General features: G+C 41.3%; 28 protein-coding genes and 2 tRNA genes. 23 read left to right on the top strand and 7 right to left on the bottom strand.

All coding sequences use genetic code 11. The annotated features are described in order from the left end of the window. The first annotated feature begins 122 nt into the window (after positions 1-122). The 8 genes from HMPREF0023_RS14595 to HMPREF0023_RS14560 all read left to right on the top strand — a co-directional run bounded on the left by HMPREF0023_RS14595 (position 123) and on the right by HMPREF0023_RS14560 (position 9,309). Positions 123-1,640 (top strand): CoA-acylating methylmalonate-semialdehyde dehydrogenase, encoded by a 1,518-nt coding sequence (locus HMPREF0023_RS14595; RefSeq protein WP_005085784.1) that lies wholly within the window; start codon positions 123-125, stop codon positions 1,638-1,640. A gap of 13 nt (positions 1,641-1,653) precedes the next feature. After that, complete coding sequence (mmsB, locus tag HMPREF0023_RS14590; protein ID WP_005092616.1) at positions 1,654-2,538, top strand: 3-hydroxyisobutyrate dehydrogenase; 885 nt, start codon at positions 1,654-1,656, stop codon at positions 2,536-2,538. Positions 2,539-2,626: 88 nt separating this feature from the next. Beyond that, positions 2,627-4,276: an AMP-binding protein gene (locus HMPREF0023_RS14585; RefSeq protein ID WP_005092614.1), complete on the top strand. Its 1,650-nt coding sequence runs from the start codon at positions 2,627-2,629 to the stop codon at positions 4,274-4,276. 11 nt (positions 4,277-4,287) lie between these two features. Next, positions 4,288-5,415, top strand: coding sequence for an acyl-CoA dehydrogenase family protein (locus tag HMPREF0023_RS14580; protein ID WP_004956740.1), 1,128 nt, complete (start codon positions 4,288-4,290; stop codon positions 5,413-5,415). Between the two features lie 21 nt (positions 5,416-5,436). Further along, positions 5,437-6,210: an enoyl-CoA hydratase gene (locus tag HMPREF0023_RS14575; protein ID WP_004956737.1), complete on the top strand. Its 774-nt coding sequence runs from the start codon at positions 5,437-5,439 to the stop codon at positions 6,208-6,210. Between the two features lie 12 nt (positions 6,211-6,222). Continuing rightward, positions 6,223-7,248: an enoyl-CoA hydratase/isomerase family protein gene (locus tag HMPREF0023_RS14570; RefSeq protein WP_005092612.1), complete on the top strand. Its 1,026-nt coding sequence runs from the start codon at positions 6,223-6,225 to the stop codon at positions 7,246-7,248. A gap of 118 nt (positions 7,249-7,366) precedes the next feature. Beyond that, a complete protein-coding gene (locus tag HMPREF0023_RS14565) occupies positions 7,367-8,719 on the top strand; it encodes an MFS transporter (protein WP_005092610.1) in 1,353 nt (450 codons plus the stop codon). Between the two features lie 125 nt (positions 8,720-8,844). Beyond that, entirely contained in the window at positions 8,845-9,309 is a 465-nt protein-coding gene (locus tag HMPREF0023_RS14560) for a GNAT family N-acetyltransferase (RefSeq protein WP_008942447.1), read from the top strand. A 46-nt stretch (positions 9,310-9,355) separates the two neighbouring features. Here HMPREF0023_RS14560 and HMPREF0023_RS14555 read toward each other — a convergent pair. Beyond that, positions 9,356-9,431: transfer RNA gene (locus HMPREF0023_RS14555), tRNA-Gly, on the bottom strand. A gap of 45 nt (positions 9,432-9,476) precedes the next feature. Further along, positions 9,477-9,552 (bottom strand) — tRNA-Gly (locus tag HMPREF0023_RS14550). A gap of 190 nt (positions 9,553-9,742) precedes the next feature. On the opposite strand from HMPREF0023_RS14550, the gene HMPREF0023_RS14545 reads away from it, so the two are divergent. From HMPREF0023_RS14545 to HMPREF0023_RS14525, 5 genes are all read left to right on the top strand, one after another. Next, a complete protein-coding gene (locus HMPREF0023_RS14545) occupies positions 9,743-10,051 on the top strand; it encodes a BolA family protein (protein WP_008942446.1) in 309 nt (102 codons plus the stop codon). 9 nt (positions 10,052-10,060) lie between these two features. Continuing rightward, positions 10,061-10,453, top strand: a complete 393-nt coding sequence (locus HMPREF0023_RS14540) for a SirB2 family protein (RefSeq protein WP_008942445.1) — start codon at positions 10,061-10,063, stop codon at positions 10,451-10,453. 81 nt (positions 10,454-10,534) lie between these two features. Next, positions 10,535-11,377 (top strand): ParA family protein, encoded by an 843-nt coding sequence (locus HMPREF0023_RS14535; protein WP_004637452.1) that lies wholly within the window; start codon positions 10,535-10,537, stop codon positions 11,375-11,377. Positions 11,378-11,386: 9 nt separating this feature from the next. Continuing rightward, on the top strand, positions 11,387-11,773 hold the full coding sequence (locus HMPREF0023_RS14530; RefSeq protein ID WP_004637453.1) for a hypothetical protein: 387 nt from the start codon (positions 11,387-11,389) through the stop codon (positions 11,771-11,773). A gap of 212 nt (positions 11,774-11,985) precedes the next feature. After that, positions 11,986-12,576, top strand: coding sequence for a LysE family translocator (locus HMPREF0023_RS14525; protein WP_005085714.1), 591 nt, complete (start codon positions 11,986-11,988; stop codon positions 12,574-12,576). 23 nt (positions 12,577-12,599) lie between these two features. Here the strand turns inward: HMPREF0023_RS14525 and HMPREF0023_RS14520 are convergent, their stop codons facing one another. After that, the gene (locus HMPREF0023_RS14520) at positions 12,600-13,241 is read right to left on the bottom strand and encodes a DedA family protein (protein WP_004637456.1); all 642 of its coding nucleotides are present in this window, start codon (positions 13,239-13,241) and stop codon (positions 12,600-12,602) included. Between the two features lie 224 nt (positions 13,242-13,465). On the opposite strand from HMPREF0023_RS14520, the gene HMPREF0023_RS14515 reads away from it, so the two are divergent. Together HMPREF0023_RS14515 and HMPREF0023_RS14510 are read left to right on the top strand one after the other, a co-directional pair. Beyond that, the gene (locus tag HMPREF0023_RS14515) at positions 13,466-13,888 is read left to right on the top strand and encodes a DoxX family protein (RefSeq protein ID WP_004637457.1); all 423 of its coding nucleotides are present in this window, start codon (positions 13,466-13,468) and stop codon (positions 13,886-13,888) included. A gap of 132 nt (positions 13,889-14,020) precedes the next feature. Next, positions 14,021-14,389: a NirD/YgiW/YdeI family stress tolerance protein gene (locus tag HMPREF0023_RS14510; RefSeq protein ID WP_005092510.1), complete on the top strand. Its 369-nt coding sequence runs from the start codon at positions 14,021-14,023 to the stop codon at positions 14,387-14,389. Positions 14,390-14,440: 51 nt separating this feature from the next. Here HMPREF0023_RS14510 and HMPREF0023_RS14505 read toward each other — a convergent pair whose 3' ends face one another. After that, complete coding sequence (locus HMPREF0023_RS14505; protein WP_171055760.1) at positions 14,441-15,667, bottom strand: DUF445 family protein; 1,227 nt, start codon at positions 15,665-15,667, stop codon at positions 14,441-14,443. A 447-nt stretch (positions 15,668-16,114) separates the two neighbouring features. Here HMPREF0023_RS14505 and guaA point away from each other — a divergent pair, with 447 nt between their 5' ends. Continuing rightward, positions 16,115-17,683 carry a glutamine-hydrolyzing GMP synthase gene (gene guaA / locus HMPREF0023_RS14500; protein ID WP_004637461.1) on the top strand — a complete coding sequence of 523 codons (1,569 nt, stop codon included), beginning with the start codon at positions 16,115-16,117 and terminating at the stop codon, positions 17,681-17,683. Positions 17,684-17,768: 85 nt separating this feature from the next. On the opposite strand, the gene HMPREF0023_RS14495 is transcribed toward guaA, so the two are convergent. Beyond that, positions 17,769-18,092 carry a DUF1330 domain-containing protein gene (locus HMPREF0023_RS14495; RefSeq protein ID WP_004637462.1) on the bottom strand — a complete coding sequence of 108 codons (324 nt, stop codon included), beginning with the start codon at positions 18,090-18,092 and terminating at the stop codon, positions 17,769-17,771. A 482-nt stretch (positions 18,093-18,574) separates the two neighbouring features. Between HMPREF0023_RS14495 and HMPREF0023_RS14490 the strand changes: the two genes are divergently transcribed. The 7 genes from HMPREF0023_RS14490 to HMPREF0023_RS14465 all read left to right on the top strand — a co-directional run bounded on the left by HMPREF0023_RS14490 (position 18,575) and on the right by HMPREF0023_RS14465 (position 23,970). After that, a complete protein-coding gene (locus HMPREF0023_RS14490; protein ID WP_005092508.1) occupies positions 18,575-19,576 on the top strand; it encodes a DUF1852 domain-containing protein in 1,002 nt (333 codons plus the stop codon). A gap of 27 nt (positions 19,577-19,603) precedes the next feature. Further along, the gene (locus HMPREF0023_RS14485; protein ID WP_005092507.1) at positions 19,604-20,632 is read left to right on the top strand and encodes a methionine synthase; all 1,029 of its coding nucleotides are present in this window, start codon (positions 19,604-19,606) and stop codon (positions 20,630-20,632) included. Between the two features lie 185 nt (positions 20,633-20,817). Continuing rightward, a complete protein-coding gene (locus HMPREF0023_RS14480) occupies positions 20,818-21,309 on the top strand; it encodes a flavin reductase (RefSeq protein WP_005085705.1) in 492 nt (163 codons plus the stop codon). Between the two features lie 166 nt (positions 21,310-21,475). Continuing rightward, on the top strand, positions 21,476-21,724 hold the full coding sequence (locus HMPREF0023_RS16370; protein WP_223804358.1) for a DUF2798 domain-containing protein: 249 nt from the start codon (positions 21,476-21,478) through the stop codon (positions 21,722-21,724). Between the two features lie 153 nt (positions 21,725-21,877). Further along, positions 21,878-22,825, top strand: coding sequence for a pirin family protein (locus HMPREF0023_RS14475; protein ID WP_005092505.1), 948 nt, complete (start codon positions 21,878-21,880; stop codon positions 22,823-22,825). After that, positions 22,822-23,220, top strand: a complete 399-nt coding sequence (locus HMPREF0023_RS14470) for an OsmC family protein (protein ID WP_005085702.1) — start codon at positions 22,822-22,824, stop codon at positions 23,218-23,220. The genes HMPREF0023_RS14475 and HMPREF0023_RS14470 overlap by 4 nt, the downstream gene beginning before the upstream one ends. 96 nt (positions 23,221-23,316) lie before the next feature. Continuing rightward, the gene (locus tag HMPREF0023_RS14465) at positions 23,317-23,970 is read left to right on the top strand and encodes a glutathione S-transferase family protein (protein ID WP_005085700.1); all 654 of its coding nucleotides are present in this window, start codon (positions 23,317-23,319) and stop codon (positions 23,968-23,970) included. A gap of 59 nt (positions 23,971-24,029) precedes the next feature. Here the strand turns inward: HMPREF0023_RS14465 and HMPREF0023_RS14460 are convergent, their stop codons facing one another. Both HMPREF0023_RS14460 and argS read right to left on the bottom strand, forming a co-directional pair. After that, positions 24,030-24,641: an SPOR domain-containing protein gene (locus HMPREF0023_RS14460; RefSeq protein ID WP_004637470.1), complete on the bottom strand. Its 612-nt coding sequence runs from the start codon at positions 24,639-24,641 to the stop codon at positions 24,030-24,032. Positions 24,642-24,943: 302 nt separating this feature from the next. Beyond that, entirely contained in the window at positions 24,944-26,743 is a 1,800-nt protein-coding gene (gene argS / locus HMPREF0023_RS14455) for an arginine--tRNA ligase (protein WP_005092503.1), read from the bottom strand. Positions 26,744-26,855: the final 112 nt, after the last annotated feature.

The following is a 26,855-nucleotide window of genomic DNA, read 5'->3' as shown; positions in this document are numbered from 1 at the left end:
AATTTGCGTTGGTGGTCAAAGATTTGTTTGCTAGTCTCAACCAAAGGTTAAAAAAAGAAAATACGACGAATCGCTATTTTCAAACATCTGAACACAATAAAAATAGGGCCTATGGAGAGGTTATGAATACAATCCAAAAAATCGAGCTGGAAACAGCCAAGTTGTTGATCAATGGACAGTTTGTCGAGTCTGAAACTGAGCAATGGCAAGATATTGTCAATCCTGCGACGCAGGAAGTGATTGGTCGTGTGCCTTTTGCAACGGTTCAAGAGGTTGATGCTGCGATTCAAGCTGCACAAGATGCTTTTGCCACTTGGCGTCTAACGCCGATTCAAGCACGTATGCGCATCATGCTGAAGTTGCAAGATTTGATTCGTGCCAACATGAAAGAGATCGCGAAAGTACTGACCGCTGAGCAAGGCAAAACCTTAGCCGATGCAGAAGGCGATATCCAACGTGGCTTAGAAGTGGTCGAACATGCCTGCTCTGTCGGTACTTTACAAATGGGTGAGTACATCGAAGGCGTGGCACGTGGTGTGGATACCTATACTTTGCAACAACCATTGGGTGTTTGTGCGGGCATCACTCCATTTAATTTCCCAGCCATGATTCCATTGTGGATGTTCCCAATGGCGATTGTCTGTGGCAATACCTTCGTACTCAAACCCTCTGAACAAGATCCTTTGACCACGATGATGTTGGTGGAACTTGCGATTCAAGCAGGTGTACCTGCTGGCGTGCTGAACGTGGTTCATGGTGGGAAAGAAGTGGTGGATCGTCTGTGTACACATCACCACATCAAAGCGATTTCCTTTGTCGGTTCAACTGCGGTGGGTACCCATGTGTATAACCTCGCAGGGCAACATGGCAAACGTGTGCAGTCGATGATGGGTGCGAAAAACCATGTGGTGGTGATGCCAGATGCCAACAAAGAACAAACCCTCAATGCTTTGGTCGGTGCGGCTTTTGGTGCAGCAGGACAACGTTGTATGGCGCTTTCAGTTGCTGTGATGGTGGGTGAAAGCAAACAATGGGTTCAAGAGCTTGTTGAAAAAGCCAAAACCTTGAAAGTTAATGCAGGACATGAGCCGAATACAGATATCGGACCTGTCATTTCTCAACGTGCCAAAGCACGTGTGATTGATTTGATTAATAGCGGTGTCGAGCAAGGTGCAGAGCTACTACTCGATGGTCGTGATGTGCAAGTTAAAGGCTATGAGTCGGGTAACTTTGTAGGCGCGACTATTTTTAATGGCGTGACCACGGACATGCGCATCTACAAAGAAGAAATCTTTGGCCCTGTATTGGCAATTATTTCTGTCGATACTTTAGAAGAAGCGATTGAACTGATCAATGCCAATCCATTTGGTAATGGTGTTGGGCTATTCACTCAAAGTGGTGCGACAGCACGTAACTTCCAGAACCTGATTGATATTGGTCAAGTGGGGATCAATATTCCAATTCCTGTGCCTGTGCCATTCTTTAGCTTTACAGGTTCGCGTGGTTCAAAACTGGGTGATTTAGGCCCTTATGGTAAGCAAGCAGTACAGTTCTATACGCAGACCAAAACCATTACCAGTCGTTGGTTTGAAGATAGCCATGAAGTTGGCGGTGTAAATACCACCATTAGTTTACGTTAAGGGGGAATCAGGGATGAATATCGCCTTTATCGGTCTCGGAAATATGGGCGGCAGAATGGCCCATAACCTGCTCAAAGCAGGTCTTACAGTCTATGGTTATGACCTTAGTGAGGTAGCCAATCAGCACTTTGCTGAAGCAGGTGGTGTGGTCTGTGACAGTCCACAAGCAGCTGCTCAACAAGCAGATGTGGTGATCACCATGTTACCAGCAGCCAAACATGTCAAAGAGGTTTACTTGGGCGAAGAGGGCGTGCTGGAAGTCTTGAAGGCAGGGGCATTGTGTATTGATAGCAGTACCATTGACCCGCAGACCATCAAAGATATCGCTGCGCTTGCGCAAACTAAAAATATTCACATCTGTGATGCGCCTGTGTCGGGTGGCACCATTGGCGCGCAAGCAGGTACTCTCACTTTTATGGTGGGTGCCAATGATCAGACCTTTGAGGAAGTCAAACCTGTACTCAGTTACATGGGTAAAAATGTCATTCATTGTGGCGAGGTCGGTGCAGGGCAAATTGCCAAGATTTGCAATAACTTAATTCTCGGGATCTCGATGGCTGCTGTGGCAGAGGGTATGGCATTGGGTGCGAAACTGGGGATTGATCCGCAAGCATTGGCAGGTGTGGTGAATACTTCAAGTGGTCGCTGCTGGAGTTCAGAGATCTGTAACCCTTGGCCGCACATCAATGAAAATGCACCTGCTTCACGTGGCTATCAAGATGGGTTTGCGACACAACTAATGCTGAAAGATTTAGGTCTCGCAGTCGAAGCAGCGGGTCAGGTCAAACAGCCTATTTTGTTAGGTGGTATGGTGCAGCAGCTATATCAGCAGATGTGCATGCGTGGAAATGCGCATTTGGATTTCTCCAGCATTATCCAGCAATATCTTCCAGAATAAGTTTAAACATCAAGCCATTGGATGGCTTGTAAACCCATAAATGCAACTCTGTCGTGAATAACTACAAATCCAGACTGAGGGAATAGAAATGTTGAATTATAACGATGTGGCACAGACATTTAATTTTGAAAATACGGCTCAACACATGTTGTCAGGTTCGTTGGATGCACTCAATGCATGCTTTGAGTGTTGTGACCGACATGTAGACGGTGAAAAAGTTGCTTTGTACTGGCAAGGCAAAGATGGACGCAAGGAACAATATACCTTTGCGCAATTCAAACAGTGGTCCAGTCAATTTGCTAATTTTCTAAAATCACAAGGTGTACAGGCAGGTGATCGTATTTCGGGTTTATTACCACGAACGCCTGAACTGATCGTGACGATCTTTGCTGCTTGGCGAATTGGCGCGGTATATCAACCGCTGTTTACGGCCTTTGGGCCGAAAGCGATTGAGCATCGTATTCAACTTGCACAAAGCAAGTTAGTGGTGACGGATGTAGGCAATCGCAGCAAGCTCGATGAGGTTGAACAATGTCCAGCTATCGTGACCGTTGCTGATACAGAAGGTTCAGTGCTCAAAGCCAGCGATTTTAATTTTTGGCAGGAGCTGAATCAGCAGTCTGATCAATGTGAATTAGTCATGCGTAATTTGCATGATCCATTCTTATTGATGTTTACCTCAGGTACTACTGGACCTGCAAAACCGCTCGAAGTTCCACTAAAAGCCTTAATTGCATTTGGTCGCTATATGCAAGATGCGATTGGCTTAACTGAAGATGATGCCTTTTGGAATATTGCTGATCCGGGTTGGGCCTATGGTTTGTACTATGCGATTACTGGGCCGTTATTCTTGGGACATGCGACATTGTTCTATGAAGGTGGATTCAGTACAGATAGTTTGTGTCAAATCGTCAAGGATTATCAAATCACCAACTTGGCAGGTGCACCAACGGCCTATCGTATGATGATGGCAGCTGATCCAGCACAAATGGCGCCGTTAAAAGGACAATTCCGTGTGGTCAGTAGTGCAGGTGAGCCGCTGAATCCAGAAGTGATTCGCTGGTTTAAACAAGTTTTAGACGCACCAATTTACGATCATTACGGACAAACTGAAGTGGGTATGGTGGTGTGTAACCATCACGGTTTAAGCCATGAAATACGTGCAGGCGCGGCAGGTTTTCCAAGTCCGGGTTATCGGGTTGCCGTGGTCAATGAGCAAGGCGAAGAGCTTCCGCCAGACACCGCTGGGATTTTAGCGGTGGATATCAGCCAGTCGCCAATGATGTGGTTTGGGGGTTATAAAGAAAGCCGTAAATCACCTTTTGTTGGCAATTATTACTTAACAGGTGACACTGCTGAGTTACACAGCGATGGCAGTATGAGTTTTGTGGGACGTAGCGATGATGTGATCACCACATCGGGTTATCGCATCGGTCCATTTGATGTTGAAAGTGCTTTGCTTGAACATGATGCGGTAATTGAAGCCGCAGTGATTGGTGTGCCTGATCCAGATCGTACCGAACTGGTTAAAGCCTTTGTTATTTTAGCGGCAGGCGTACAGTCTACGGTTGCTTTGGCAGAAGAATTAAGCCAATTTGTGAAAAAACGTCTTTCTGCGCATGCATATCCACGTCTAGTGGAGTTTGTCACCGAGTTGCCGAAGACGCCGAGTGGTAAAATCCAACGTTTTTTATTGCGTAATCAGGAAATTGCGAAACAACAAGCAAAAGCAGGGTAAGGGAAATAACGATGCAATTTACCGAAGAACAATTGTTAATTCGTGATATGGCGAAAAGTTTCGCCCAAGAACAAATCAAACCGAATGCCAGTGATTGGGATCGGGATGGTACCTTTCCCAAAGCTGCGTTAGCCCAGATGGGGCAGCTTGGTTTTATGGGGATGCTAGTCCCAGAGCAATGGGGTGGGTCAGATACGGGCAATTTGGCTTATGTGCTGGCACTCGAAGAAGTCGCAGCAGCAGATGGTGCGACCTCGACCATTATGAGCGTGCATAATTCGGTAGGTTGTGTACCGATTTTAAAATTTGGCAATGACGAGCAAAAGGAGCGTTTTTTAAAGCCCCTAGCTCAAGGCGAAATGATCGGCGCATTTGCTTTAACCGAACCCCATACCGGTTCAGATGCAGCAGCCATCAAAACCCGTGCGGTTAAAGACGGTGACGATTATATTCTCAATGGTGCAAAGCAGTTTATTACTTCTGGTCATAATGCAGGGGTGATTATCGTCTTTGCCGTGACTGACCCAAGCGCAGGTAAAAAGGGTATTAGTGCCTTTCTCGTGCCACGTGATACACCGGGGTATGAGGTCATTCGTGTCGAAGAAAAGTTAGGTTTACATGCTTCGGATACCTGTCAGATTGCTTTGACCGATGTACGTGTGCATAAAAGTTTGATGCTGGGTAAAGAAGGCGAGGGTCTGAAAATTGCACTTGCTAATTTAGAAGGTGGTCGTATTGGGATTGCAGCACAAGCAGTGGGTTTGGCGCGTGCAGCTTTAGAAGAAGCAACACACTACGCCAAAGAACGTCTGACATTTGGTAAACCAATTTTCGAGCATCAAGCGATTGCCTTCCGTCTTGCCAGTATGGCAACAGAGATCGAAGCTGCACGACAACTGGTGCATTATGCGGCACGTCTCAAAGAAGCGGGTCAGCCTTGTTTGAATGAAGCATCGATGGCGAAATTATTTGCTTCTGAAATGTCAGAGCGTGTCTGTTCCAGCGCGTTACAGGTCTTTGGGGGGTATGGCTATCTGAAAGATTTTCCAATCGAGCGAATTTATCGTGATGCACGAATTTGTCAGATTTATGAAGGTACTAGCGATATTCAACGTTTAGTGATCGCACGTAGTCTATAAAACTCAAACAAGGATTGAATGATGCAGTGGCAAACTATTTTATTAGAAAAGCGTAATGGTGTTGGGTTAATTACCCTCAATCGTCCTAAAGCTTTAAATGCGCTAAACAGTGAATTGATCAGTGAAGTGAATCAAGCCCTCGACCAACTGGAAAAGGATCGTGAGATTGGTTGTATTGTGTTGGCAGGTTCGGAAAAAGCTTTTGCCGCAGGCGCGGATATTAAGGAAATGGCACAGCTGAATTTTCCTGATATTTATTTTGATGATTTTTTCCATCTTGCTGATCGTATTGCCCAACGCCGTAAACCTTTGATTGCAGCGGTGAGTGGTTATGCTTTGGGTGGTGGTTGTGAGTTGGCACTGATGTGTGACTTTATCTACTGCGCTGAGAATGCCAAGTTCGGCTTACCTGAAGTGACTTTGGGTGTAATTCCGGGAATTGGTGGAACACAACGCTTAACTCATGCCATTGGTAAAGCCAAAGCCATGGAAATGTGCCTCACCGCACGACAAATGGGTGCAGTAGAAGCTGAGTTAAGTGGTTTGGTTGCACGTGTATTCAACAAAGAAGACCTACTCGAACAAACACTACAAGCCGCTGAACAAATTGCGACACGTTCACTCACTGCAAACATGATGCTGAAAGAAACCATTAATCGAGCTTTCGAAGTCAATTTGACCGAAGGATTACGATTTGAACGACGCATGTTCCATTCTATTTTTGCCACTGCGGACCAAAAAGAAGGCATGCAGGCTTTTGTTGAAAAGCGGCAGGCAAATTTTAAAAATCAATAAGAGATCAATAAAATGAACAAAGAAAATCACTTAATGATTGAGCAACAAGGTGGTCTAGGCATGATCACCTTAGATCGAGTAACACATCTGAATGCATTATCACTAGAGATGATTGAGGGGATTCGAGCCCAACTTGAGCTTTGGCGAGATGATGCCGCTATCCAAGCGATTTTAATCAAATCGAATAGCCCGAAAGCCTTTTGTGCAGGAGGCGATATTCGCTATCTGTATGACAGTTATAAACTGGGCACGACAGATCATCAGGGTTATTTTAGTGCCGAATATAAGATGCTCACCACCATACGTGAGTACAAGAAACCTGTCATCGTTCTGCTCGATGGTTATGTGCTTGGTGGTGGTTTTGGCTTAGCGCAAGCCTGCCACATCATTGTGAGTAGTGAAAAATCACGCTTTGCCATGCCTGAAACAGCGATTGGTTTTTTCCCAGATGTCGGTGCTACCCATTTCCTATCGCGTTTGGATGACATAGGCGTGTATATGGCGATTACAGGCGAGCAAATCAGTAGCAGTGATGCCCTTTATTTGGATTTGATTGACTACCATGTTCCAAGCGAAAAATTACAAACTTTGCAAGATGCATTGGTTGCAGAAAACGATTTAAGTCAACAAAACATTGAACATATTGTGAGTTGCTTTATCACCCGCCCAGCAGAAAGTGAATTGAAACAGTATGCTGAAGCGATTCGTAAACATTTCGGTTTTCAACATTTGGATGAGATTGAGCAAAGTCTTGAAAATGAACAAGATGAGCAGTTAAAAGCATGGGCGGACAAGATGCTCAACATTTTGCAACAACGCTCATTCGTAGCAAAACAAACCAGCTTGAAACTACAACATCTTGGACGTGGGCTTTCCTTGCAGCAATGTATGCAACTTGAGCGCGATCTACAGGATATTTGGTTTGAGCATGGAGACTTTATTGAAGGCGTACGTGCACTGATTGTCGATAAAGATAAACAACCACAATGGAAACAAGCCAATCCAGAACTGGAGCAAATATTAGAAAAGCTGAGCTAAATTCACCTGATAAAAATAACAAAAGCTCACTGAAATATAGAGCGTTAAAACGCTTATGGTCAGGGTTGTCCATAAGCGTCAAAGTTAAAACAAAAAGATCTAAATAAGGATAATTGTGATGCAAGCAACAGATGGAAACGGTTCGTCCCCTAAAAAGTCGTCACATCGATTGGCAGGGATTTCTAGCATGGTTGGTACCACCATCGAGTGGTATGACTTTTTTATTTATGGTGCGGCAGCGGCACTGATTTTCAACAAATTGTTTTTTCCTAATCTTGACCCACTGACAGGTGTACTCGCAGCATTTGGTACCTATGCAGTGGGTTTCATCGGACGACCTTTAGGTGGTCTAGTATTTGGTCACTTTGGTGACAAGATCGGGCGTAAGTCCATGTTGTTACTGACTCTAATGTTGATGGGTATTCCCACTGTATTGATTGGATTGTTACCCACTTATGAAACAATCGGCTATTGGGCTGCGATTTGCTTGGTGATCTTGCGTTTTATCCAAGGTATGGCAATGGGTGGAGAGTGGGGCGGCGCAGTGCTGATGGCGGTTGAACATGCACCTGACGGCAAAAAAGGGTTTTGGGGCAGTTTGCCTCAAGCCAGTACCGGTGGCGGCTTGATGTTGGCCTCAATTGCGCTTGGTTTGGTGTCCTTACTGCCCGAACAAGCATTGTTTAGTTGGGGTTGGCGCATCCCTTTCCTCGCAAGTATCGTATTACTAGCTGTAGGATGGTATATCCGTGTCAAAGTGCCTGAATCTCCTGACTTTGAGAAGGTTAAGCAACTCGCTGAAAATATTAAAGTTCCTGCTTTAAAAGTCTTTAAACAACATCCAAAACAGTTGATTACAATTATTGTGGCGCGTGCTGCTGAAAACGCATGGTTTTATATTGCATCAACATTTACCTTGGCTTATACCACGACCCAATTGGGTATTCCGCGACAAGATATTTTGTTTGCTACCATTTGTGGTGCAGCCGTGATTCTGTTTATGACACCTTTATGTGGACATTTGTCTGATAAGGTCGGTCAGCGCAATATGTTTATGTTTGGCTTATGTGTGCTGGCAGTATTTAGTTATCCATTCTTTAGTATGCTCAATACCAAAGATCCTGTACTGGTGTGGACTGCGATTGTATTGGCGATTGGTGTGGTGTTCCCGATTATGTATGCGCCGCAAGCACAATTATTTGCGCGTCAGTTCCCTGCTGAAATTCGTTATAGTGGTATCTCTATTTCAGTGCAGTTGGCAGGTGTATTGGGTGGTGGTATTGCACCGTTGATTGCAACCAAGTTATTGAGTGTCGGCGGTGGAAGCCCTTATTTGATTATGATTTATATCGGCTCAATGGCAATGATCGCGATTATCGCAACAACCTTTATGCCACGCGATCGTGTTGCCCAAGCTTATCTGCAAACAGATGATTTGAATTTAAAAACCAAGGTCACTGAACAGTCATAATTACTGAAGGTATAGACAGAAAAAAGCCTTAATCTTTCGACTAGGGCTTTTAAATTTGAACTCATGATTACAAGTATGATTTATTCAATTAAACTTTAGTACTAAGAATTGTTTGAGTTTCAAATATGATCGAGATTGCTCAACAGCAAGATTCAAAAGCAATTTTAAATGTTATCAAGCAAAGTATAGAATCTTGCTCTTTAGATCATGATAATAATCAAAATGTTATTGATGAATGGTTATCGAATAAAACTGAAGAAAATATAATTAATTGGATAAACAACTCTTATTCGTATATGTACAAAAAGGACAATAAGATTGTAGGTTTTATTTTGATGTCTAAAGGTGGAGTCATCCTTCTAAATTATGTTTTACCTGATTATCAAGGCGATGGTATAGGAAGTGCAATGGTTGATTTCATCATTTCTCTTTCTAGTTCTTATCAGATTGATAAAATTAAGCTTGAATCAACGCTCACCGCTAGGAAATTTTATGAAAGCAAAGAGTTTGTGATATTGGAAGAAACATATGAACATGAAAAATTGATAGGTTTTAAAATGGAACGAAGACTCAGTGAGAATTCAATTTAAACAATAAGAAAAAAGCCCCAATCTTTCGACTAGGGCTTTTTAAATTTGGAGCGGGAAACGAGACTCGAACTCGCGACCCCAACCTTGGCAAGGTTATGCTCTACCAACTGAGCTATTCCCGCATATTGAGCAGTTTTTACGAAAACTTACACTTAAAAAAACCAATCTGGAGCGGGAAACGAGACTCGAACTCGCGACCCCAACCTTGGCAAGGTTATGCTCTACCAACTGAGCTATTCCCGCGTGCCAGCTATAATACATTAAGCAAAATAAGGGTCAACAACTTTATGCAGAGAATTGGCTTAATTGCATAAAATAAAAGCATTTTCGTGGTCAAAAATAGAAAAAAGCAAAATTTTGCACAAAAGTTTAACCAAACTATGGGTGATGTATACTAATGGGCAATCTAGATCTGACCTTAATAGAGTGACTGATGAACTTAGAACAACAATTGATTGAACGCTTACAAAGCCTTACCCCAAGTCATCTTGAGGTAATCAATGAATCGGCTGGGCATGGAGGGTATTTCCCAGGGAAAGAGTCCCACTTTAAAGTGATTGTGGTGAGTGAAGCATTTCAAGGGTTACGTTTAGTTCAACGTCATCAGAAAATTTATGCAGTCGCAGCCGAATTAATGAGTCCTGGAAAAATACATGCACTCGCAATTCATGCCTATGTACCAAGTGAGTGGCAAGGACAAGCACCTGCAAGCCCAGAATGTGCACATGCACCTAAACAATAAGGATTGATCATGGACGCACATTTACTTACCAAAATTATTCATATGTCGGCAGTGAGTCTGTTAATCATTGCTTTTGTTGCACGTGCCGCAACATTATTTGTCGGTGTTAAAAATGAACAACCGAATCCTACCGCGCGGAAAAGCTTAGGGGCGATGCAGCATTTATCCTTGACCGTGATTTTGATTACAGGAGTGATCTTATTGGTGATGAAAAACTTTGATGTGCAACCTTGGTTTTATGCCAAAGTCATTTTATTCATCGTGTTATGTTCATCCTTGATCAAAGCTTTTCGTAAAGACGACAGTATTTTACTGGTACAACGCCGTGCAGGTATTATCATCGGTGCAGTTGCTTTGATAGGTACTTTAGGTTTAGTCATGATCAAACCTGTTTTTGCGTAATTGTTGGACATTGTCTTAGTAATTGTTTTGGCTCTAGGTTAAACTGCGTGCAGTTTACAAAAAATATTGTAGAGGGAAATCATGTTAACGCGTGTGGTATTTAACCAAAAAGGTGGTGTGGGGAAATCAAGTATTACAATCAATCTAGCTGCAATCAGCGCTAAACAAGGGCTAAGAACCTTGGTGATTGATCTTGATCCACAAGCAAACTCCAGCCAATACCTTTTGGGTGAAGATGCAACATATTCTGCGGATAAAGCGGCACTAGAGCCAAATATTGAAAACTTCTTTGAAGATATCTTGGGTGCAACCCAGCAAAAAAGTTTGATTGGCAATGCCTTAGGTTCAATCCTGAAAGTACCTCGTGGCAAAGGCCTAGACAGTTATGTACATCGAACATCCTTTGCAAATTTAGATGTGATTCCTGCAAGCCCAAGCTTGGGTGCACTAGAACACGCACTAGAAAGTAAACACAAAATCTATAAGTTGCGTGATTCGATTCAATCACTGAGCGCGCGTTATGATCGTATTTTTATCGATACTCCACCGGCATTCAATTTCTTTACTTTATCGGCATTGATTGCGGCCGATCGCGTGTTGATTCCATTTGATTGTGATGTATTTTCTAAACGTGCGTTACAAACTTTGATTGAAAATGTGATCGAAACGCAAGATGATCATAATGATCGCTTAGAGATTGAAGGGATTGTGGTCAATCAATATCAATCTCAAGCAAAATTACCACGCGAAGTGGTTCAACAGTTAAAGGATGATGGTTTGCCTGTACTTGAAAGTATGTTGCCACCATCTGTATTGATGAAAGAATCACATCAGAAGAATTTACCTTTGGTTCATCTCGCAGCTGAACATAAATTGACCCTTGCTTATGTCACTTTGTTCAATGAGATTGAATCTAAGCAATAAGAGAACATTATGAAACGCTTCTATTGGATGCCAGTTTTGGCTGTCAGTTTATTATTGGGTGCTTGTGCATCGACGGTTAAACCCGCTTATGTTTCGCCTACCCAATATCAAGCTTTGAACTGCCAACAGCTACAAGCGGAGTACAATCGTATCCAACACTATATTGATAATGGTGTGCAAACACCAAAACGTACAGGTGTTGGGGTAGGCGTTGGACTTGGCGGTGGTTGGGGCAAAGGCGGTTGGGGCTTTGGTCCTTCTGTTTCGGTCAATATGGGTCAGTCCATGAATACCAAGAACACTGAATTGGCGAAAGTACTGGGTCAACAAGATGCAATCGTACAAGCTGCACAATTTAAGGGATGTCCAATTATTGTGAAGCAGCGCACAAATTAATTATTTTCTATCGATTTATCGCTGTAGTTAACTATGGCGATAAAACTAAATATTAGCAAAATGTTTCAAATAAAAATAATAAAAATCAGATATTTGTAGTTTGTATGATCCATTATTATCTCTTTCAGCCTTGATTGCTTATTTCTTAGTGCTTGTTTGTCTGCCCTAAATTCGTTTATCGTGACGCCCATGTATGGTTGTTCGGTATATCTATGATTGAGAGTTGGTTTTTTGTTTTGGCGATGCTGGCGGTATTACTTATCCCTGGTCCAACCAATGCTATGCTTGCCAGTGCAACCCACCAACAAGGTGTTCCCAAAACGCTTGTTTTTATCCCAGTGGAATGGTTGGGGTATATTTACGGCATCAGTTTATGGGCGCTATTTATTCATCTATTTGAACCGATTTGGCCTGCTTTTGATGTGATGCTGCATATTGGCAGCTTATTATATGTACTGTGGATGGCATTTCATCTTTGGAAAAGCTCTCATCTACAAAAACATGATCAACGCCACCAACACATTCGTCCTACTCAACTGTTTGTATCGACCTTAAAAAATCCGAAAACGGTGTTGTTAGCAGCAGGGATTTTTCCAGCGGAAGCTTGGAATTCTGTTCAAAATGCGGCAATTGTATTTACCATCTTTAGTTTGATTTTAATTCCTGTTTCAATATTTTGGATGGTGTTTGGACGTGCTTTGTTGACCGGAAGTTTCGCAGGAATTAAAGCCGATCACTTATATAAAGGATCGGCAATGCTGTTGATTATTTGTATGTTACCTATGGTGTTTCGAGTATTTTAAGCCATTCAAACGAGTGCTTGGCATCATGAGGATGCTTTACGTTGATTCATTTTTTGGCGAGCAAAGCCAATCACACCCGGCAAAACACTAACAATAATGATACCGAAAATTAAATAGGTGAAATTATCTTTGACGATCGGCATGTTTCCAAATAAATATCCGAGCGTGATAAAAGAGGAGATCCAACAGAACGCACCAATCACATTGTATGTCAGAAAATATCTATAATTCATACTGCCTGCACCTGCGACAAATGGCGCGAAGGTACGTGCGAAAGGCACAAAGCGAGCGAAAATAATAGTTTTGCCACCATGACGTTCAAAAAATTGTTGGGTTTTCATGAGGTGCTGCTTGTTAATAAATCTGGAATTGGTTTCAAATACTTTAGGACCAATATAGTGACCAATATGATAATTAACGGTGTCACCCAAAACAGCTGCAATAAATAATAAGACACCCAGTACCCAAGGATCCATCACACCCGTTGATGCTGCTAATGCACCCGCAGCGAAAAGTAAGCTATCTCCAGGCAAAAATGGCATCACCACAAAGCCTGTTTCGACAAAGATAATTAAAAATAAAATGGCATAGATCCATACGCCGTAATTATTAATAAATTCGAGTAGGTGTTGGTCAACGTGTAGAATAAAATCAATGAGTTCCATGAAAATGTTAACGCTATAAATTTGAGCTAAATCCTAGCAGTGCAGGGATGGAATGTCAGTATAAAAAGCAAATTAATTGGTAACAGGGGTTGACGTGATCAGGTGCAATAATTTTATTTTTGTTTCAAATATAGAACGATGCATTAACTAATATCATGTTTATTGCAAAATAAAACATACATACACTGTTGTTATGTTAAAAAACAAACAGTGTGGAATCAATTATGTTTAATCCGAATGTTGTTGTCAAAAATATCGTAACGCAAACTGGCGTTGAAAATATCGTCACTTTAATTGCGCGAATTCTCATGGCATATATTTTTATTGTTGCTGGTTGGGGCAAGCTTACTGCTTATAGCGCGACAGCAGGTTATATGGAAGCGATGGGCGTACCTGCTGCCTTATTACCGTTGACCATTCTTGTTGAATTTGGTGGTGGTTTGGCGTTGTTATTTGGTTTCCAAGCGCGTTTTGCTGCCTTTGGTTTAGGTGTATTTAGTATTTTGACTGCTTTTCTCTTTCATGGTGCAGATGATCAGGCACAGCAAATCAACTTTATGAAAAACTTAGCGATGGCTGGTGGTTTATTTTATCTGATGCTATACGGTGCTGGGCGTTTGAGCTTAGATCATAAAATCGAAAACTAATTTGTTGCCCCCTTAGTTAATGTGACTAATGGGGCTTTAATATTTAAATTTACCGATTATTACAAATGTAAGCCGACATGCAGCTATTTTTTTGTTTAGCTATGATCAGATTTAAAAACAAGGTAAGTAAAAATGAGAACAATCATTGCGGGATGTACGCTTGGATTGATACTGTCATTATCGAGCCAAACTTGGGCAGGTAAGGATGATCATGTACTTATACAGGAAGCTGCTCAAAATATTGTGACCGTGAGTCAGGTTGCTCAATTATCTGATGAAACTGGCGTTACGTTAACAGGGCAAATTACCAAACATTTACACAGTGACCATTACGAATTTAAAGATCGTACTGGAACGATTAGCATTGAGGTCGATGATGATATCTGGCGTAAAGCTGGATTGAAGGTCGGTGATCATGTTCGTTTAGTTGGTGAAGTTGATACCCATCGTTATAAACCTACTGATATAGAAGTGATCAAGATCGAAAAACATCATCACTAAGCTTAAAAAAGGAAGCACTCGCTTCCTTTTTGTTTTCATGGGGCGCTTAGTTTAAAGCATAAACAAAATTTGCATTTCACCGACCATAAAGCCAAGTACTGCACCGACGATAATCAGTGCCCACTCATCTTCTTTAAAGGCAGGGCGGAGCATGCCTTCAAACTCTTCTGGGCTCAGCTTCTGCATGCGGTCAACCAAGGTATTGCGAACATTCATGGCATCTTCAGCATAGGATTCCACATAACGCATTGTCTCTGGTAGTTGTTGCAAAATACGTTCAGCAACGTCCGCTTTTAGGTTTTGATATTTTTCACCACCAATTGCATACACCACCAGTGGGCGAACTACACCCGCTTGTAAGTCAATTTCTTGTTTTACATGGCGGCTGACCAATTCAATCACTTTGTCAGAATGTGTACCTGAGAAAAGCTCTTCCATCATGTTACGAGAGGTAAGTAACTGTTTAGAAATCAAGGCAGCATAATCGGCGGCAACTTCATTTTGGCGTTTAATGAATAAACCTTGCCATGTAAAGCCCATCACCTTCTTTGGATGGAGAGGTCTAAACATCATTTGTAAGGCGATCCAGTCACTAAAGAAACCGACGAATCCACCAAACAATGGCAACATCCAAGGGTATTGTCCTTGTGTCACAACCCAGCAGAACATTTGGATCACACCAATTCCGAAGCCAAAAATAAAGCCGACATTGCTGAAGAATTTAAACTCTTGTTTGCCGACTTTCTTAAAGATTTCGTTGAGTAAGCGTTTATCTTTGAGTAGGTTGTTGACGACCATGTGTTTAATATCGAAGTACTTGGCTACATCTTTTTGTACTTCGCCCATAATATGTTCAACAATCTCAGGCGCTTTGGCTTGTACACGTTTAATGAGCTTTTGACGTGCAAACTCTGGCATTCCTTCCCATAAACCTGGTTGATACTGTTGAGCAACTTCACGGGTAATATCTTCTGCCGCTGCCATGAGCGGTTTTTCGATTTCTTGTGCGATGCGTTTTGGATCGAGCCGAGCAAAAATCTCTTCTGGTTTGATTAGCTTTGAGGTCATTAGCTCAACGGCTGTGGTCGCCATTTTTTCAGCTTTGCGTGGAACAATCCCTTGCCACCCAATGGGTAAACCAAATAGTTTAAGGCCTTTAAATTCAAGTGGTGAAAACATCATTTGAACAGCAACGACTTTCGTCACATAGCCAATTAAACCACTGATAAATGGGATGGAAATATATAACCAGAAATTCTGTTGAAAATCCGCAATCATTTCTTGAAACATTATTTTATTGGTCCTTCAAGTCCTAATTGTTGCTCATGAAGAAGCAAGCCATGGATGATAGTGATATGGTTGGGGTATTGGTCATTCACCAATAATAAAGTTAGGCTTTCAGTCCCCTTTAGTTTTCCTTTTTCTCAAGGACATCGAAACCCATTAAATCGGAGGAAACGATGGCGGTAATTGAGTACCTTTCCGTGGTAATGCAAATTTTCGCCACATCATCTTAGCACCAATTTTTGTTTTGTGTTGAGCAGAATTCACTAGAAATGTTGATTCGGCTCTCTTTTTATCGGTTGCCTTGCAAATTTTTAACTTAAATATCAGTGGCGATTGCATATAGAAACTAAAAAATCAGATAGATGATGAATTGCGATGCGCCAAAGCATGAAAAATGTTAGAATATGGCGCTTATTTCATTTGCCATTCTGATTAGCCATGACGACCAATACTCAAATTACTGAAGATCGTATCCTTATCTTGGATTTCGGCTCTCAATATAGCCAGCTCATTGCACGTCGAGTACGTGAAGCAGGTGTCTATTCTGAAATGTACGCATATGACATGTCTGAAGAAGACATTCGTGCATTTAATCCAAACGGGATTATTTTATCAGGTGGCCCTGAGAGTGTGCATGAAGAAGGCAGTCCACGTGCACCGCAGATCGTATTTGAATTAGGCGTGCCTGTTTTAGGTATTTGCTATGGTTTACAAACCATGTCTGAACAACTTGGCGGAAAAGTAGAGCCGGGTACAGTACATGAGTTTGGTTATGCAGAAGTCGATATTTTGGTGCGTGACCAATTAATCGGAAAATTACAAGATCGTGAGAACCAACTTCATGTATGGATGAGTCATGGCGATAAAGTCAGCGCGATTCCAGAAGGTTTCCAAGTAACAGCAAGTACACCAAGCTGCCCATTTGCTGCGGTGAGCGATGAAAAACGTCGTTTCTACGGCGTGCAATTCCACCCAGAAGTGACGCATACAGCGAAAGGTGCAGAATTACTTTCGAACTTCGTTCATCAAATCTGTGGTTGTCGTGGTCTTTGGACACCTGAACACATTATCGATTTACGTGTAGAACAGTTACGTGAGCAAATCGGTAATGAAAAAGTTTTATTAGGTTTATCGGGTGGTGTGGACTCATCTGTTGTTGCTGCACTGTTGCATAAAGCGATTGGCGACCAGTTGACTTGTGTATTTGTAGACAATGGTTTGCTTCGTCTAAACGAAGGTGATCAAGTGATGCAGATGTTCGCAGATAACATGGGGATCCGTGTGATTCGTGCAGATGCTGAAGAACGTTTCTTGACGGCATTGGCGGGAGAAGTTGATCCTGAGAAAAAACGTAAAATCATTGGTCGTGAGTTTATCGAAGTATTTGCTGAAGAAGCACGTAAGTTAGATGGTGTGAAATTCTTGGCTCAAGGTACGATTTACCCAGATGTAATCGAATCTGCTGCAAGCAAACAAGGTAAAGCACACGTCATCAAATCACACCACAACGTGGGTGGCTTACCAGAAGATTTAGCTTTTGATCTTGTTGAACCATTACGTGACTTGTTCAAAGATGAAGTGCGTAAATTGGGTACAACATTAGGCTTGCCGCATAGCATGATTTATCGTCATCCATTCCCAGGTCCAGGTTTGGGCGTGCGTATCTTGGGTGAAGTGAAAAAAGAATATGCAGATATTCTTCGTCTTGCAGATGACATCTTCATGCAAGAACTTCGTGCGAGTGGTTGGTATGACAAGACTGCACAAGCATTTGCTGTATTCCAACCTGTGAAATCAGTGGGTGTAGTTGGTGATGGTCGTCGTTATGCATGGGTGATTGCACTTCGTGCGGTGGAGACTGTTGACTTTATGACAGCGCGTTTTGCTCATTTACCGTATGACTTAGTTGATAAAATCTCAACCCGTATCATGAATGAAATCAAAGATGTTTCACGCGTTGTTTATGACGTGTCATCTAAGCCACCAGCAACGATTGAATGGGAATGATCCTATAGCTAGTACTTACTTCTAGCATAAAATCGAGTCTCTTAGCCCGAATTATTTCGGGCTTTTTTGTATGTATTTGGCTGATCTAACGATTGAGAAGGTCGGAAGCTTTATGTTCTGCTGGTACGCCTTGAACTAATAGTACTTCCCCCTGAGTATGTTTAGTACGAAGATGACGAATTGCTTGATAAGCTTCCGATTCATACCAACCTTTAGCATGCTCCATTGAGGGGAATCCAATGACAACCAGATCACTAGACCAAGTACCTTCTAGTGGTACATAGGGACCACCATGAATCAGGTATTTACCAGAGAATGGTGCTAACGTTTCATCGATGAGATTCAAATATTCTTTTATCTCTGGATCAAATTGAGTTTTATGTATTACAGCAATAGCATATGCAGTCATTTTTTATCTCTAACCAAATACTTTTAATTAAGTTTTTTATTTAATGTACATTGATCAATATAGATTATCATGATTTTGATTTAATGCCATTTTGAACTTTTAATAAGGTGATATGAATGTATTCATATCAATTTAATATTTATTAATGTTCTTTATAGGGTGTAGTATTTGCTAAAAGCTCTAAGATAATTATTTATTTTCCACATGATTGCTTTGGATATGCTGTTACTTTAAAAAGCTAATGCTGGAGAGTAATTGTTTAATTAACTAATCCTCAATAATTAAGTATGTCTTTTTCTAAAACTGAATTGATTTTTTCATATTACGTGTATCCAACCCATTGGTAATAAATAATAAATTTACAAAGATGAATTTTACTCACTTTTCTATGAAACTAAATCATTTTTATTCATGTTGTGAATCAGGTATAAATCACATCATAAAGAAATTAGATTTATCACGGAAATTAGGGTGTCAGATCAATGAGTAAAGAATTTAAATTTACGATAAAGAGTATTCGTTTCGATGAAGACTATCGCCCTTCGGACAATACTCGCATTACCACCAACTTTGCGAATTTGGCTAGAGGCGAAAGTCGTCAAGAAAATTTACGCAATACTTTAAAAATGATCGACAATCGTTTCAATACTTTGGCACATTGGGATAACCCAAATAGCGATCGCTATTCTGTCGAACTTGAAATTATTTCCGTTGAAATGAAAATTGATGCTGAAAGCAATACAAATGCATTGCCTTTGATTGAAATATTAAAAACCAATATTGTTGATAAAAAAACCAATCAGCGCATTGAAGGCATTGTCGGAAATAATTTTTCTTCTTACGTACGTGATTATGATTTTAGTGTGTTATTGCTTGATCATAATAAAAATCAGTCTGAATTTAAAACACCAGAAAACTTTGGTGATCTACACGGCAACTTATTTAAGAGCTTCATTAACTCAGATACATACAAAGCTAACTTTAACAAACAGCCTGTGATTTGCCTCAGTGTTTCGAGCAGTAAAGTTTATTGCCGTAGCGAGAATCAACATCCGGTTTTGGGTGTCGAATACCTACAAGATGAATACTCTTTAACGGATGAGTATTTCCAAAAAATGGGCTTAAAAGTTCGTTACTTTATGCCGCCAAATAGCGTTGCGCCTTTGGCTTTCTATTTCTCAGGTGATTTGCTAAGTGATTACACCAACCTTGAGTTGATCAGCACAATTAGTACCATGGAAAGCTTCCAAAAGATTTATCGTCCTGAGATTTACAACGCTAACTCTGTGGCAGGAACGTTTTATCAACCGAGTTTGAAGAATCAAGATTATTCACTGACTCGCATCGTATATGACCGAGAAGAGCGTAGCCGATTGGCGATTGAACAAGGCAAATTCGTTGAAGAGCAGTTCATCAAACCCTATCAGAATATTCTTGAGCAGTGGACAAAGAACTACGCTGATCAAAACTGTGCTGCTGTTTAACTATTCATATTGAGAAGATGATTGACGATGAAAATATTATTACCGACTTCAACAGCTGGCAGCTTACCAAAACCATCTTGGCTTGCAGAACCAGAAAAGCTTTGGTCACCTTGGAAGTTGCAAGATGAAGAGTTGATTCACGGCAAACAAGATGCCTTACGTTTGTCCTTGCATGAGCAACATCTTGCAGGCATTGACATTGTTAGTGATGGTGAACAAACCCGTCAGCATTTCGTAACTACATTTATTGAACATCTTGACGGTGTAGATTTTGAAAAACGTGAAACCGTTCGAATCCGTGATCGTTATGATGCGAGTGTGCCGTCAGTTGTAGGTGCTGTAAGCCGTCAAAAACCTGTTTTTGTTGAAGATGCTAAGTTCTTACGTCAACAGACTAAGCAACCAATCAAATGGGCGTTACCAGGCCCAATGACCATGATTGATACACTATATGATGGTCACTACAAAAGCCGTGAAAAACTCGCTTGGGAATTTGCCAAAATTCTTAATCAAGAAGCGAGAGAGTTAGAAGCCGCAGGTGTAGATATTATTCAGTTCGATGAACCCGCATTTAATGTTTTCTTTGATGAAGTGAATGATTGGGGTGTTGCGACTCTAGAACGTGCACTTGAAGGTCTTAAATGTGAAACTGCCGTGCATATTTGCTATGGTTATGGGATCAAAGCCAATACTGATTGGAAAAAGACCTTGGGTTCAGAATGGCGTCAATATGAAGAAGCATTCCCTAAGCTGCAAAAATCCAAGATTGATATTGTTTCCTTAGAATGCCATAACTCTCGTGTACCAATGGATCTGATTGAACTGATTCGAGGTAAAAAAGTAATGGTGGGCGCGATCGATGTAGCAACTAATCAAATTGAAACACCTGAAGAAGTTGCCGATACCTTACGTAAAGCACTTCAATTTGTGGATGCTGACAAACTCTATCCATCGACCAACTGCGGTATGGCACCTTTAGCACGTGACGTCGCAAGAGGCAAACTCAATGCTTTAAGTGCTGGTGCTGACATTATTCGTAGAGAGCTTTCTGCTTAAGATAGATACTGAAATACTAATGTGTATAGGATTGCCGATTTTATTTGAGTAAATCGGCAATCATGATTTTGATGAAAAGCAGATCTCATTTTACTCAGCATGTCTGTAAATTAAATGCTGATCTGATCAAGTCGAATGATATAGCCAAGCACATAAGCGTATGGCTCAATTGCTGGAACTGAATGATGATTGAATCAATAGACTTTAGAAATGCGATGTCTTTGTTGACCAGTGCCGTGAGTGTTGTGACGACTACTGGTTTATCAGGTCGTTATGGATTTACTGCATCTGCAGTATGTAGTGTGACGGACACGCCGCCGACATTATTGGTTTGTATGAATAAATCATCGAGTTCACATGTACACTTTGTTGAAAATAAAATTTTAACTGTCAATGTCTTAGGCGCACATCATGAACATATTTCTAAAGTATTTTCGTCTAAATTAGCGCCCGAAGAACGCTTTAAACATGGTATCTGGACCGAGTTGGAAACAGGTGCTCCTGTTTTGGATGATGCTTTGGTAAGTTTTGATTGCGAAATTGATCAAATCCAAGAAATCGGGACGCATACTATTTTTATTTGTCCTATTGTAGCGATTCAACGTAGTCAGCATGACCAAAGTTTGGTGTATTTTAATCGTGCTTATCATCAGGTTGGGCAGGTGGAAGTGGTGTAAGATAGAGGTTAAACACTTGTTTTGATATTATTATTGCTTCAGATAAAAAACTTCTATGCTAAAAAAACTAAAAACAGCATGCCAAACCAGTTTGTTTATGAAAAACTTCATGCTAAATGTGAAGCGTTGATTTGATCTTCACTAACATGGTATTGAGAAGCGAAAATTGAAATTTAAAAAACTACCTGCCAAATATGCGGTTTGGATTGTACCATTCTTATTATCAGCTTTAATGAGCGGAATCATATCGTTTATAAATCTGTCGATGAATTTAGGTTTTATACCCGAATTTGTTTCAAAATGGTTTGCGACGTGGATGTTATCTTGGGCAATCGCATACCCAACGGTATTGGTGTGTCTGCCATTGGTTCGGCGTTTGACGGCTTTGTTTGTGGACCTCCCACCACAGCATTAAAAATTTGTTGCACAAATCATCGTGAAAACAGATTTTGATTGTCTCATGAATGGTACTCAGCGTATTACCAAAAGACTATATTGAATCGTGTTTGTATTGCTAAGATCAATAAAACAACTCATTGCAATAGCATAGGTAAAAGAGAGCGAAATCATGAGCAATAATAACGACTATGATATTTCTGATTCAAAAGACTGCGAAACTTATATCAATCAATTTATTCAAGAATTTACGATTCGATCTGCAGAAATAGGCAAGGGCACCATGATTAAGCGTGCGTTGCCTAGTCGTCAAAAACGCTTGGTCGGAGCTTGGTGTTTTCTCGATCACGCAGGCCCAGTGAGCTTTCCCGCAGGCGATGGCTTGGATGTCGGGCCACATCCGCATATTGGTTTGCAGACTTTTACATGGATGATTGAAGGCACCATGATGCATACTGATAGTCTAGGTTCTAAGCAACTTATACGTCCTAAGCAGGTCAACTTAATGACAGCTGGCCGTGGTATTTCTCATACTGAGGTTGCACCAGAGATCGAAACCAAGATGCATGCAGCGCAACTATGGATTGCTTTGCCTGATGATAAGCGCAATATGGAGCCTAATTTTCAGCATTATCCAGAATTACCTGTTGTGGTTAAAGATCAGGTTGAATTTACAGTGTTGGTCGGTGAGTTTCTAAATACGCTTTCACCTGTTGAGGTGCATACACCTTTGGTTGGCGTGGATTTAACTGCACAAACCGATACCAAAACCCGAATTCCGCTCAATCCAAAATTTGAATATGCCTTTATGGCATTAGAAGGTACAGCCCGAGTCAATGGACATGAGCTAAACACGGACAATATGGTGGTTCTAGAAACTGGATTAACTGAAATAGAAGTTGAGTTAACCCAAGGTCACCGTGTGCTGTTAATTGGTGGAGAGCCATTTGAGTCGCCTATCTTGCTCTGGTGGAATTTTGTCGGACGTACCATGGAAGATCTAAAACAAGCACGTGAAGATTGGATTAATCATCATCCTCGTTTTGGAGAGATTCCTGATTATCAAGGTAAACGCTTAGAGGCACCTACATTGCCAGATCAAATGAGGGCTTCGAAATGAGTGTGATTGCAAGTGCAAAAGTACAGGCATTGACTGCGCCGTGGCAAGGTGAAGTAAGCAGTGGTACACATCAATTTTTGACCGATAAACCTGAAGCTGCTGGTGGGCATGATACTGGGCCAGCGCCGTATGATTTTCTCACGGCTAGCTTAGCATCGTGCACGATGATTACTTTGCGTATGTATGCTAAGCATAAAGAGATAGAACTCGGTGATTTTTCAGTTGAAGTTGATTTTCATACCAATCGTGAACAGCAGGAACATATTGAACGTCGAGTAATATTTGCCCAACCTGTTTCACAAGATTTAAAAGAAAAACTTCTCAATGTCTGTAGTAAAACACCAGTAACTAAAACTTTGTTACGCAGTTTAGACATACAGACGGTGATTCTTTAACATGATAATGCTATTGTGCTTGGGCAAAATATAATTCTAAACGCAACTGTGAGAGGGATTTAAACAACAGTTGCGTAGCACATGGCAGGCATAAAAATGATTACCTTACATTATCTGCAATGCTCACGTTCATTTCGAATACTGTGGGCATTAGAGGAGCTTGGTATCGATTACCAAGTTGAATACTACCAAAGGTCGCCCAACTACACCGCTCCTGAAAGTCTTAAGCAAATTCATCCGCTAGGCAAGGCTCCGATTTTGGTTGATGATGCACAGGTCATTGTAGAATCTGCCGTGATCTTGGATTATTTACAACAACGTTATGATGAGCAGCAACAGTTTAAACCGCAACACATGGAAGATCAGCATCAATATCTGTATTGGATGCATTATGCTGAAGGTTCTTTGATGCCTTTGTTGGTGATGACTTTAGTATTGAATAGTGTGAGTAAACACGTTCCTTGGGTAATTCGGCCAATTGCCAACAAAATTACGGATGGTGTCAAAGCAGGCTTCGTTCGCCCTCGTGTCAAAGAGCATATTATTTATTTAGAAGATTATTTGGCAGAACATGATTATTTTGCAGGAGCGTTTTCTTTTGCAGATATTCAAATGGCATTTCCATTGATGGCATTACAAAAGCGTTTACATGGTAAATATCCAAATATACAGGCTTTTGTTCAACGAGTTCAGGAACGTGCTGCTTTTCAGCGCGCTGAGCAGAAAAGTTTAGATTCTGAATGCGTTTAAGAGACACCCATTAAAAAAGGAACGAGTCATCGTTCCTTTTTTGTGTTGAGTATATCGAATTAACGTTTAATGACGATGGAATCAATCCCACTGTGTTGCAAGGTTTGTTGTGCGGCAAGAGCAGCTTCTTGACTATCATAAGGACCTGAAATGACCCGATACCACGTTTGACCATTCTCAACACTTCTCACCACATCAGCAGATAAACCATTCAGAATGATCTCTGCACGACGAGCATCTGCACTGTCAGGATCCGGATAGCTACGAACTTGTAGAATATAGGTCGGTGCAGCAGGTTGAGTTTGTTCACTGGCAGTGATACCACCCTCAGATTCCTCTGTTGTGGTCGCTTCAACTCGAGGTGACTCGATAATCACGACATTACCTTGCTGTTTGGTTTCTGGTACAGCTTGTTCAGGAATAGGAGTGACTTGCTGTTGTGGAAGTAAGTCGTAAAAACGGTAGTCTTTATTGGTATTTTCTTCTTGATAATGTTCAGACGTGATCTGACTTTTAGCTGGAACGGGCTGCCATGGTTTCCACAACATCAGCATCACGATTACACATAAGATTGCAAGAATTGCAACAAGCATGCCCAACCACTTTGGAATCAGTGGTTTTTTGGGTTTATTTGGTCGTTCAGATACACCACGTTGCGTTTTTCCAAACACCGGAGATTCCTCTTAATCCTAAGGGGCTGTTTATTCAGCCATGCATTGCGTTATTGGCTAGAACCACTCAAACAATATGACGCGCTAAGAAAAGCGATTCCCTGATTGAGCTTATATTATTTGTAACTTGAATCTTGAAAGAAACAAAGCATTATCTTTAAAAATAATGCTTTGTTTGTCCGATATCAATCAAGGTTTTGTCATTATTTTGCTTTACAAAGTGCCATTTTATTTATGAGTGACACTTCGGGCGTAGCCCTCCGTCTTGCGACATGAGCAGCAACGCTGCGTAAGAGTGTTGCTTACATTGCCTCAGGAGCGGACACACCCAATAATTCTAAACCATTACGCAATACTTGCTGCACGTTGATTGAAAGTAATAAACGCGCTTGAGATAGTGGAATATTTGCTTCATCAACAAATTTAACACCATCTTGTGCATACCATCCATGAAACAGCGCAGCAAGATCTTTTAAGTAGTTGCCAATTTGATGTGGTTCGCAGACATTCGCAGCACGAATTACAATTTCAGGGTAAGCTGCTAATTTAGCTAAAATTTCTGTTTCAGCATCCAATGTTAATAAGTTGGCAACTTGGCGTGCAGATGCAACGTCAAATGCAATGCCTTTCTCTTTAGCACGGTTCACAATACTGTTTACACGCGCATGTGCATATTGAATGTAATACACCGCATTGTCTTTGCTTTGTGAAACAGCAAGATCTAAATCAAAGTCGATATGTTGCTCAGATTTACGCATGACATAGTAGAAACGAGCAGCATCGTTACCAACTTCCTTACGCAAGTCGCGTAAAGTTACGAATTGGCCTGAACGAGATGACATTTGTACCATTTCACCACCGCGCCATAAACTCACGAACTGAACCAAAAGTACGGTCAGTTTCTTCGAGTCATAACCCATCGCATCAATCGCTGCTTTCACACGTGAAATATAACCGTGGTGGTCAGAACCCCAGATATCGATCAGGTCGGTATAGCCACGTTGTAATTTATTCAGATGGTAAGCAATGTCCGAGGCAAAATAAGTGGTTTGACCATTACGACGTTTTACAACACGATCTTTTTCATCGCCAAATTCAGTCGATTTAAACCAGATATTACCTTCTTTTTCATAGAGGTAGCCGCGCTGATCAAGAGTTGCTAATGCTTCATCAATTTTTTCTGTTAAAGATGCTTCGCTAAACCACTCATCAAAAGTCACACCAAAATCAGCAAGGTCATCTTTAATGTCGTCTAAAATGGCATGTAACGCTGCTTGATGGAAAACACGATAGCCTTCGCCTAATTGTTGTTGTGAGTTGGCAATCAGCCCATCGATATGTTTTTCTTTGTCACCAGATAGCACAACCTTATTGCCTTCGGCATCTAATGCTTCAGCGTATTGCACGTCTTCTGGTACATCTTTATAGATGTCTGCTACTGCACGAACATAGGTATTGCCATCTTTATTAATAATTTCTTGTGCAATTTCTTTGACATAGTCGCCTTGATAGGCATTTTTAGGGAAAACCAGTGTTTGTCCCGTCAATTCTAAATAACGGAGATAGGTTGAAGTCGCCAAAATATCCATTTGACGACCAGCGTCGTTGACATAGTATTCGCGATCAACTTTTGCTCCAGTTGCTTCCAATAAGTTCGCAACAGTCATGCCATAGGCAGCTCCACGTCCATGACCGACATGTAGGCTTGAAGTTGGATTAGCAGAGACGAATTCAACCTGAATTTTCTTGGCTGCATTGACTTGGCTACGACCATATTGATCTTTTTGCGCTTCAATCTGATCAAGTACAGCAAAACGTTGATCTGCGTTTAAGAAAAAGTTAATAAAACCAGGACCTGCAATTTCTGCTTTGCTGATGTCTGCAACCTCAGGGAGTGCAGCCAATATCTTTTCAGCAAGATCACGAGGCTTCATGCCTGCTGCTTTAGAGCCGATCATCGCAATATTCGAAGCAAAGTCTCCGTGACTTCGGTCTTTAGTACGGGTTAAATGGCTCGTGTTGGTCCAATCTGAAGGAAGTACGCCTTGTTGTTGCAGGGTGTGTACCGCATGATCGAGAGCTGCTTGTATTGCCGTATTCATAGTTACCGAAATAAATGTCGCGGAAAAACGCTAAATATAGCAAATTTTGCAGCTTTAAGGGGAGAGGGATTTGTGAGGATTTAAGATATTCCTATAAATCTTTTTTTGTTCG

This window comes from Acinetobacter sp. ATCC 27244 (genome assembly GCF_000156555.1).
Lineage (GTDB): Bacteria > Pseudomonadota > Gammaproteobacteria > Pseudomonadales > Moraxellaceae > Acinetobacter > Acinetobacter haemolyticus.
This window is presented reverse-complemented; position numbering and strand designations above follow the sequence as displayed.

Coding starts and splice junctions, on each gene's coding strand:
- HMPREF0023_RS14520 (WP_004637456.1), bottom strand. CDS start 13,241: ATGGAACTCATTGATTTTATTCTACACGTTGACCAACACCTACTCGAA.
- argS (WP_005092503.1), bottom strand. CDS start 26,743: ATGAATACGGCAATACAAGCAGCTCTCGATCATGCGGTACACACCCTG.
- HMPREF0023_RS14570 (WP_005092612.1), top strand. CDS start 6,223: ATGAACAAAGAAAATCACTTAATGATTGAGCAACAAGGTGGTCTAGGC.
- HMPREF0023_RS14545 (WP_008942446.1), top strand. CDS start 9,743: ATGAACTTAGAACAACAATTGATTGAACGCTTACAAAGCCTTACCCCA.
- HMPREF0023_RS14595 (WP_005085784.1), top strand. CDS start 123: ATGAATACAATCCAAAAAATCGAGCTGGAAACAGCCAAGTTGTTGATC.
- HMPREF0023_RS14530 (WP_004637453.1), top strand. CDS start 11,387: ATGAAACGCTTCTATTGGATGCCAGTTTTGGCTGTCAGTTTATTATTG.
- HMPREF0023_RS14580 (WP_004956740.1), top strand. CDS start 4,288: ATGCAATTTACCGAAGAACAATTGTTAATTCGTGATATGGCGAAAAGT.
- HMPREF0023_RS14495 (WP_004637462.1), bottom strand. CDS start 18,092: ATGACTGCATATGCTATTGCTGTAATACATAAAACTCAATTTGATCCA.
- HMPREF0023_RS14560 (WP_008942447.1), top strand. CDS start 8,845: ATGATCGAGATTGCTCAACAGCAAGATTCAAAAGCAATTTTAAATGTT.
- HMPREF0023_RS14510 (WP_005092510.1), top strand. CDS start 14,021: ATGAGAACAATCATTGCGGGATGTACGCTTGGATTGATACTGTCATTA.
- HMPREF0023_RS14525 (WP_005085714.1), top strand. CDS start 11,986: ATGATTGAGAGTTGGTTTTTTGTTTTGGCGATGCTGGCGGTATTACTT.
- HMPREF0023_RS14565 (WP_005092610.1), top strand. CDS start 7,367: ATGCAAGCAACAGATGGAAACGGTTCGTCCCCTAAAAAGTCGTCACAT.
- HMPREF0023_RS14585 (WP_005092614.1), top strand. CDS start 2,627: ATGTTGAATTATAACGATGTGGCACAGACATTTAATTTTGAAAATACG.
- HMPREF0023_RS14485 (WP_005092507.1), top strand. CDS start 19,604: ATGAAAATATTATTACCGACTTCAACAGCTGGCAGCTTACCAAAACCA.
- HMPREF0023_RS14465 (WP_005085700.1), top strand. CDS start 23,317: ATGATTACCTTACATTATCTGCAATGCTCACGTTCATTTCGAATACTG.
- HMPREF0023_RS14515 (WP_004637457.1), top strand. CDS start 13,466: ATGTTTAATCCGAATGTTGTTGTCAAAAATATCGTAACGCAAACTGGC.
- HMPREF0023_RS14480 (WP_005085705.1), top strand. CDS start 20,818: ATGATTGAATCAATAGACTTTAGAAATGCGATGTCTTTGTTGACCAGT.
- guaA (WP_004637461.1), top strand. CDS start 16,115: ATGACGACCAATACTCAAATTACTGAAGATCGTATCCTTATCTTGGAT.
- HMPREF0023_RS14470 (WP_005085702.1), top strand. CDS start 22,822: ATGAGTGTGATTGCAAGTGCAAAAGTACAGGCATTGACTGCGCCGTGG.
- HMPREF0023_RS14475 (WP_005092505.1), top strand. CDS start 21,878: ATGAGCAATAATAACGACTATGATATTTCTGATTCAAAAGACTGCGAA.
- HMPREF0023_RS14505 (WP_171055760.1), bottom strand. CDS start 15,667: ATGATTGCGGATTTTCAACAGAATTTCTGGTTATATATTTCCATCCCA.
- mmsB (WP_005092616.1), top strand. CDS start 1,654: ATGAATATCGCCTTTATCGGTCTCGGAAATATGGGCGGCAGAATGGCC.
- HMPREF0023_RS14535 (WP_004637452.1), top strand. CDS start 10,535: ATGTTAACGCGTGTGGTATTTAACCAAAAAGGTGGTGTGGGGAAATCA.
- HMPREF0023_RS14540 (WP_008942445.1), top strand. CDS start 10,061: ATGGACGCACATTTACTTACCAAAATTATTCATATGTCGGCAGTGAGT.
- HMPREF0023_RS14490 (WP_005092508.1), top strand. CDS start 18,575: ATGAGTAAAGAATTTAAATTTACGATAAAGAGTATTCGTTTCGATGAA.
- HMPREF0023_RS14575 (WP_004956737.1), top strand. CDS start 5,437: ATGCAGTGGCAAACTATTTTATTAGAAAAGCGTAATGGTGTTGGGTTA.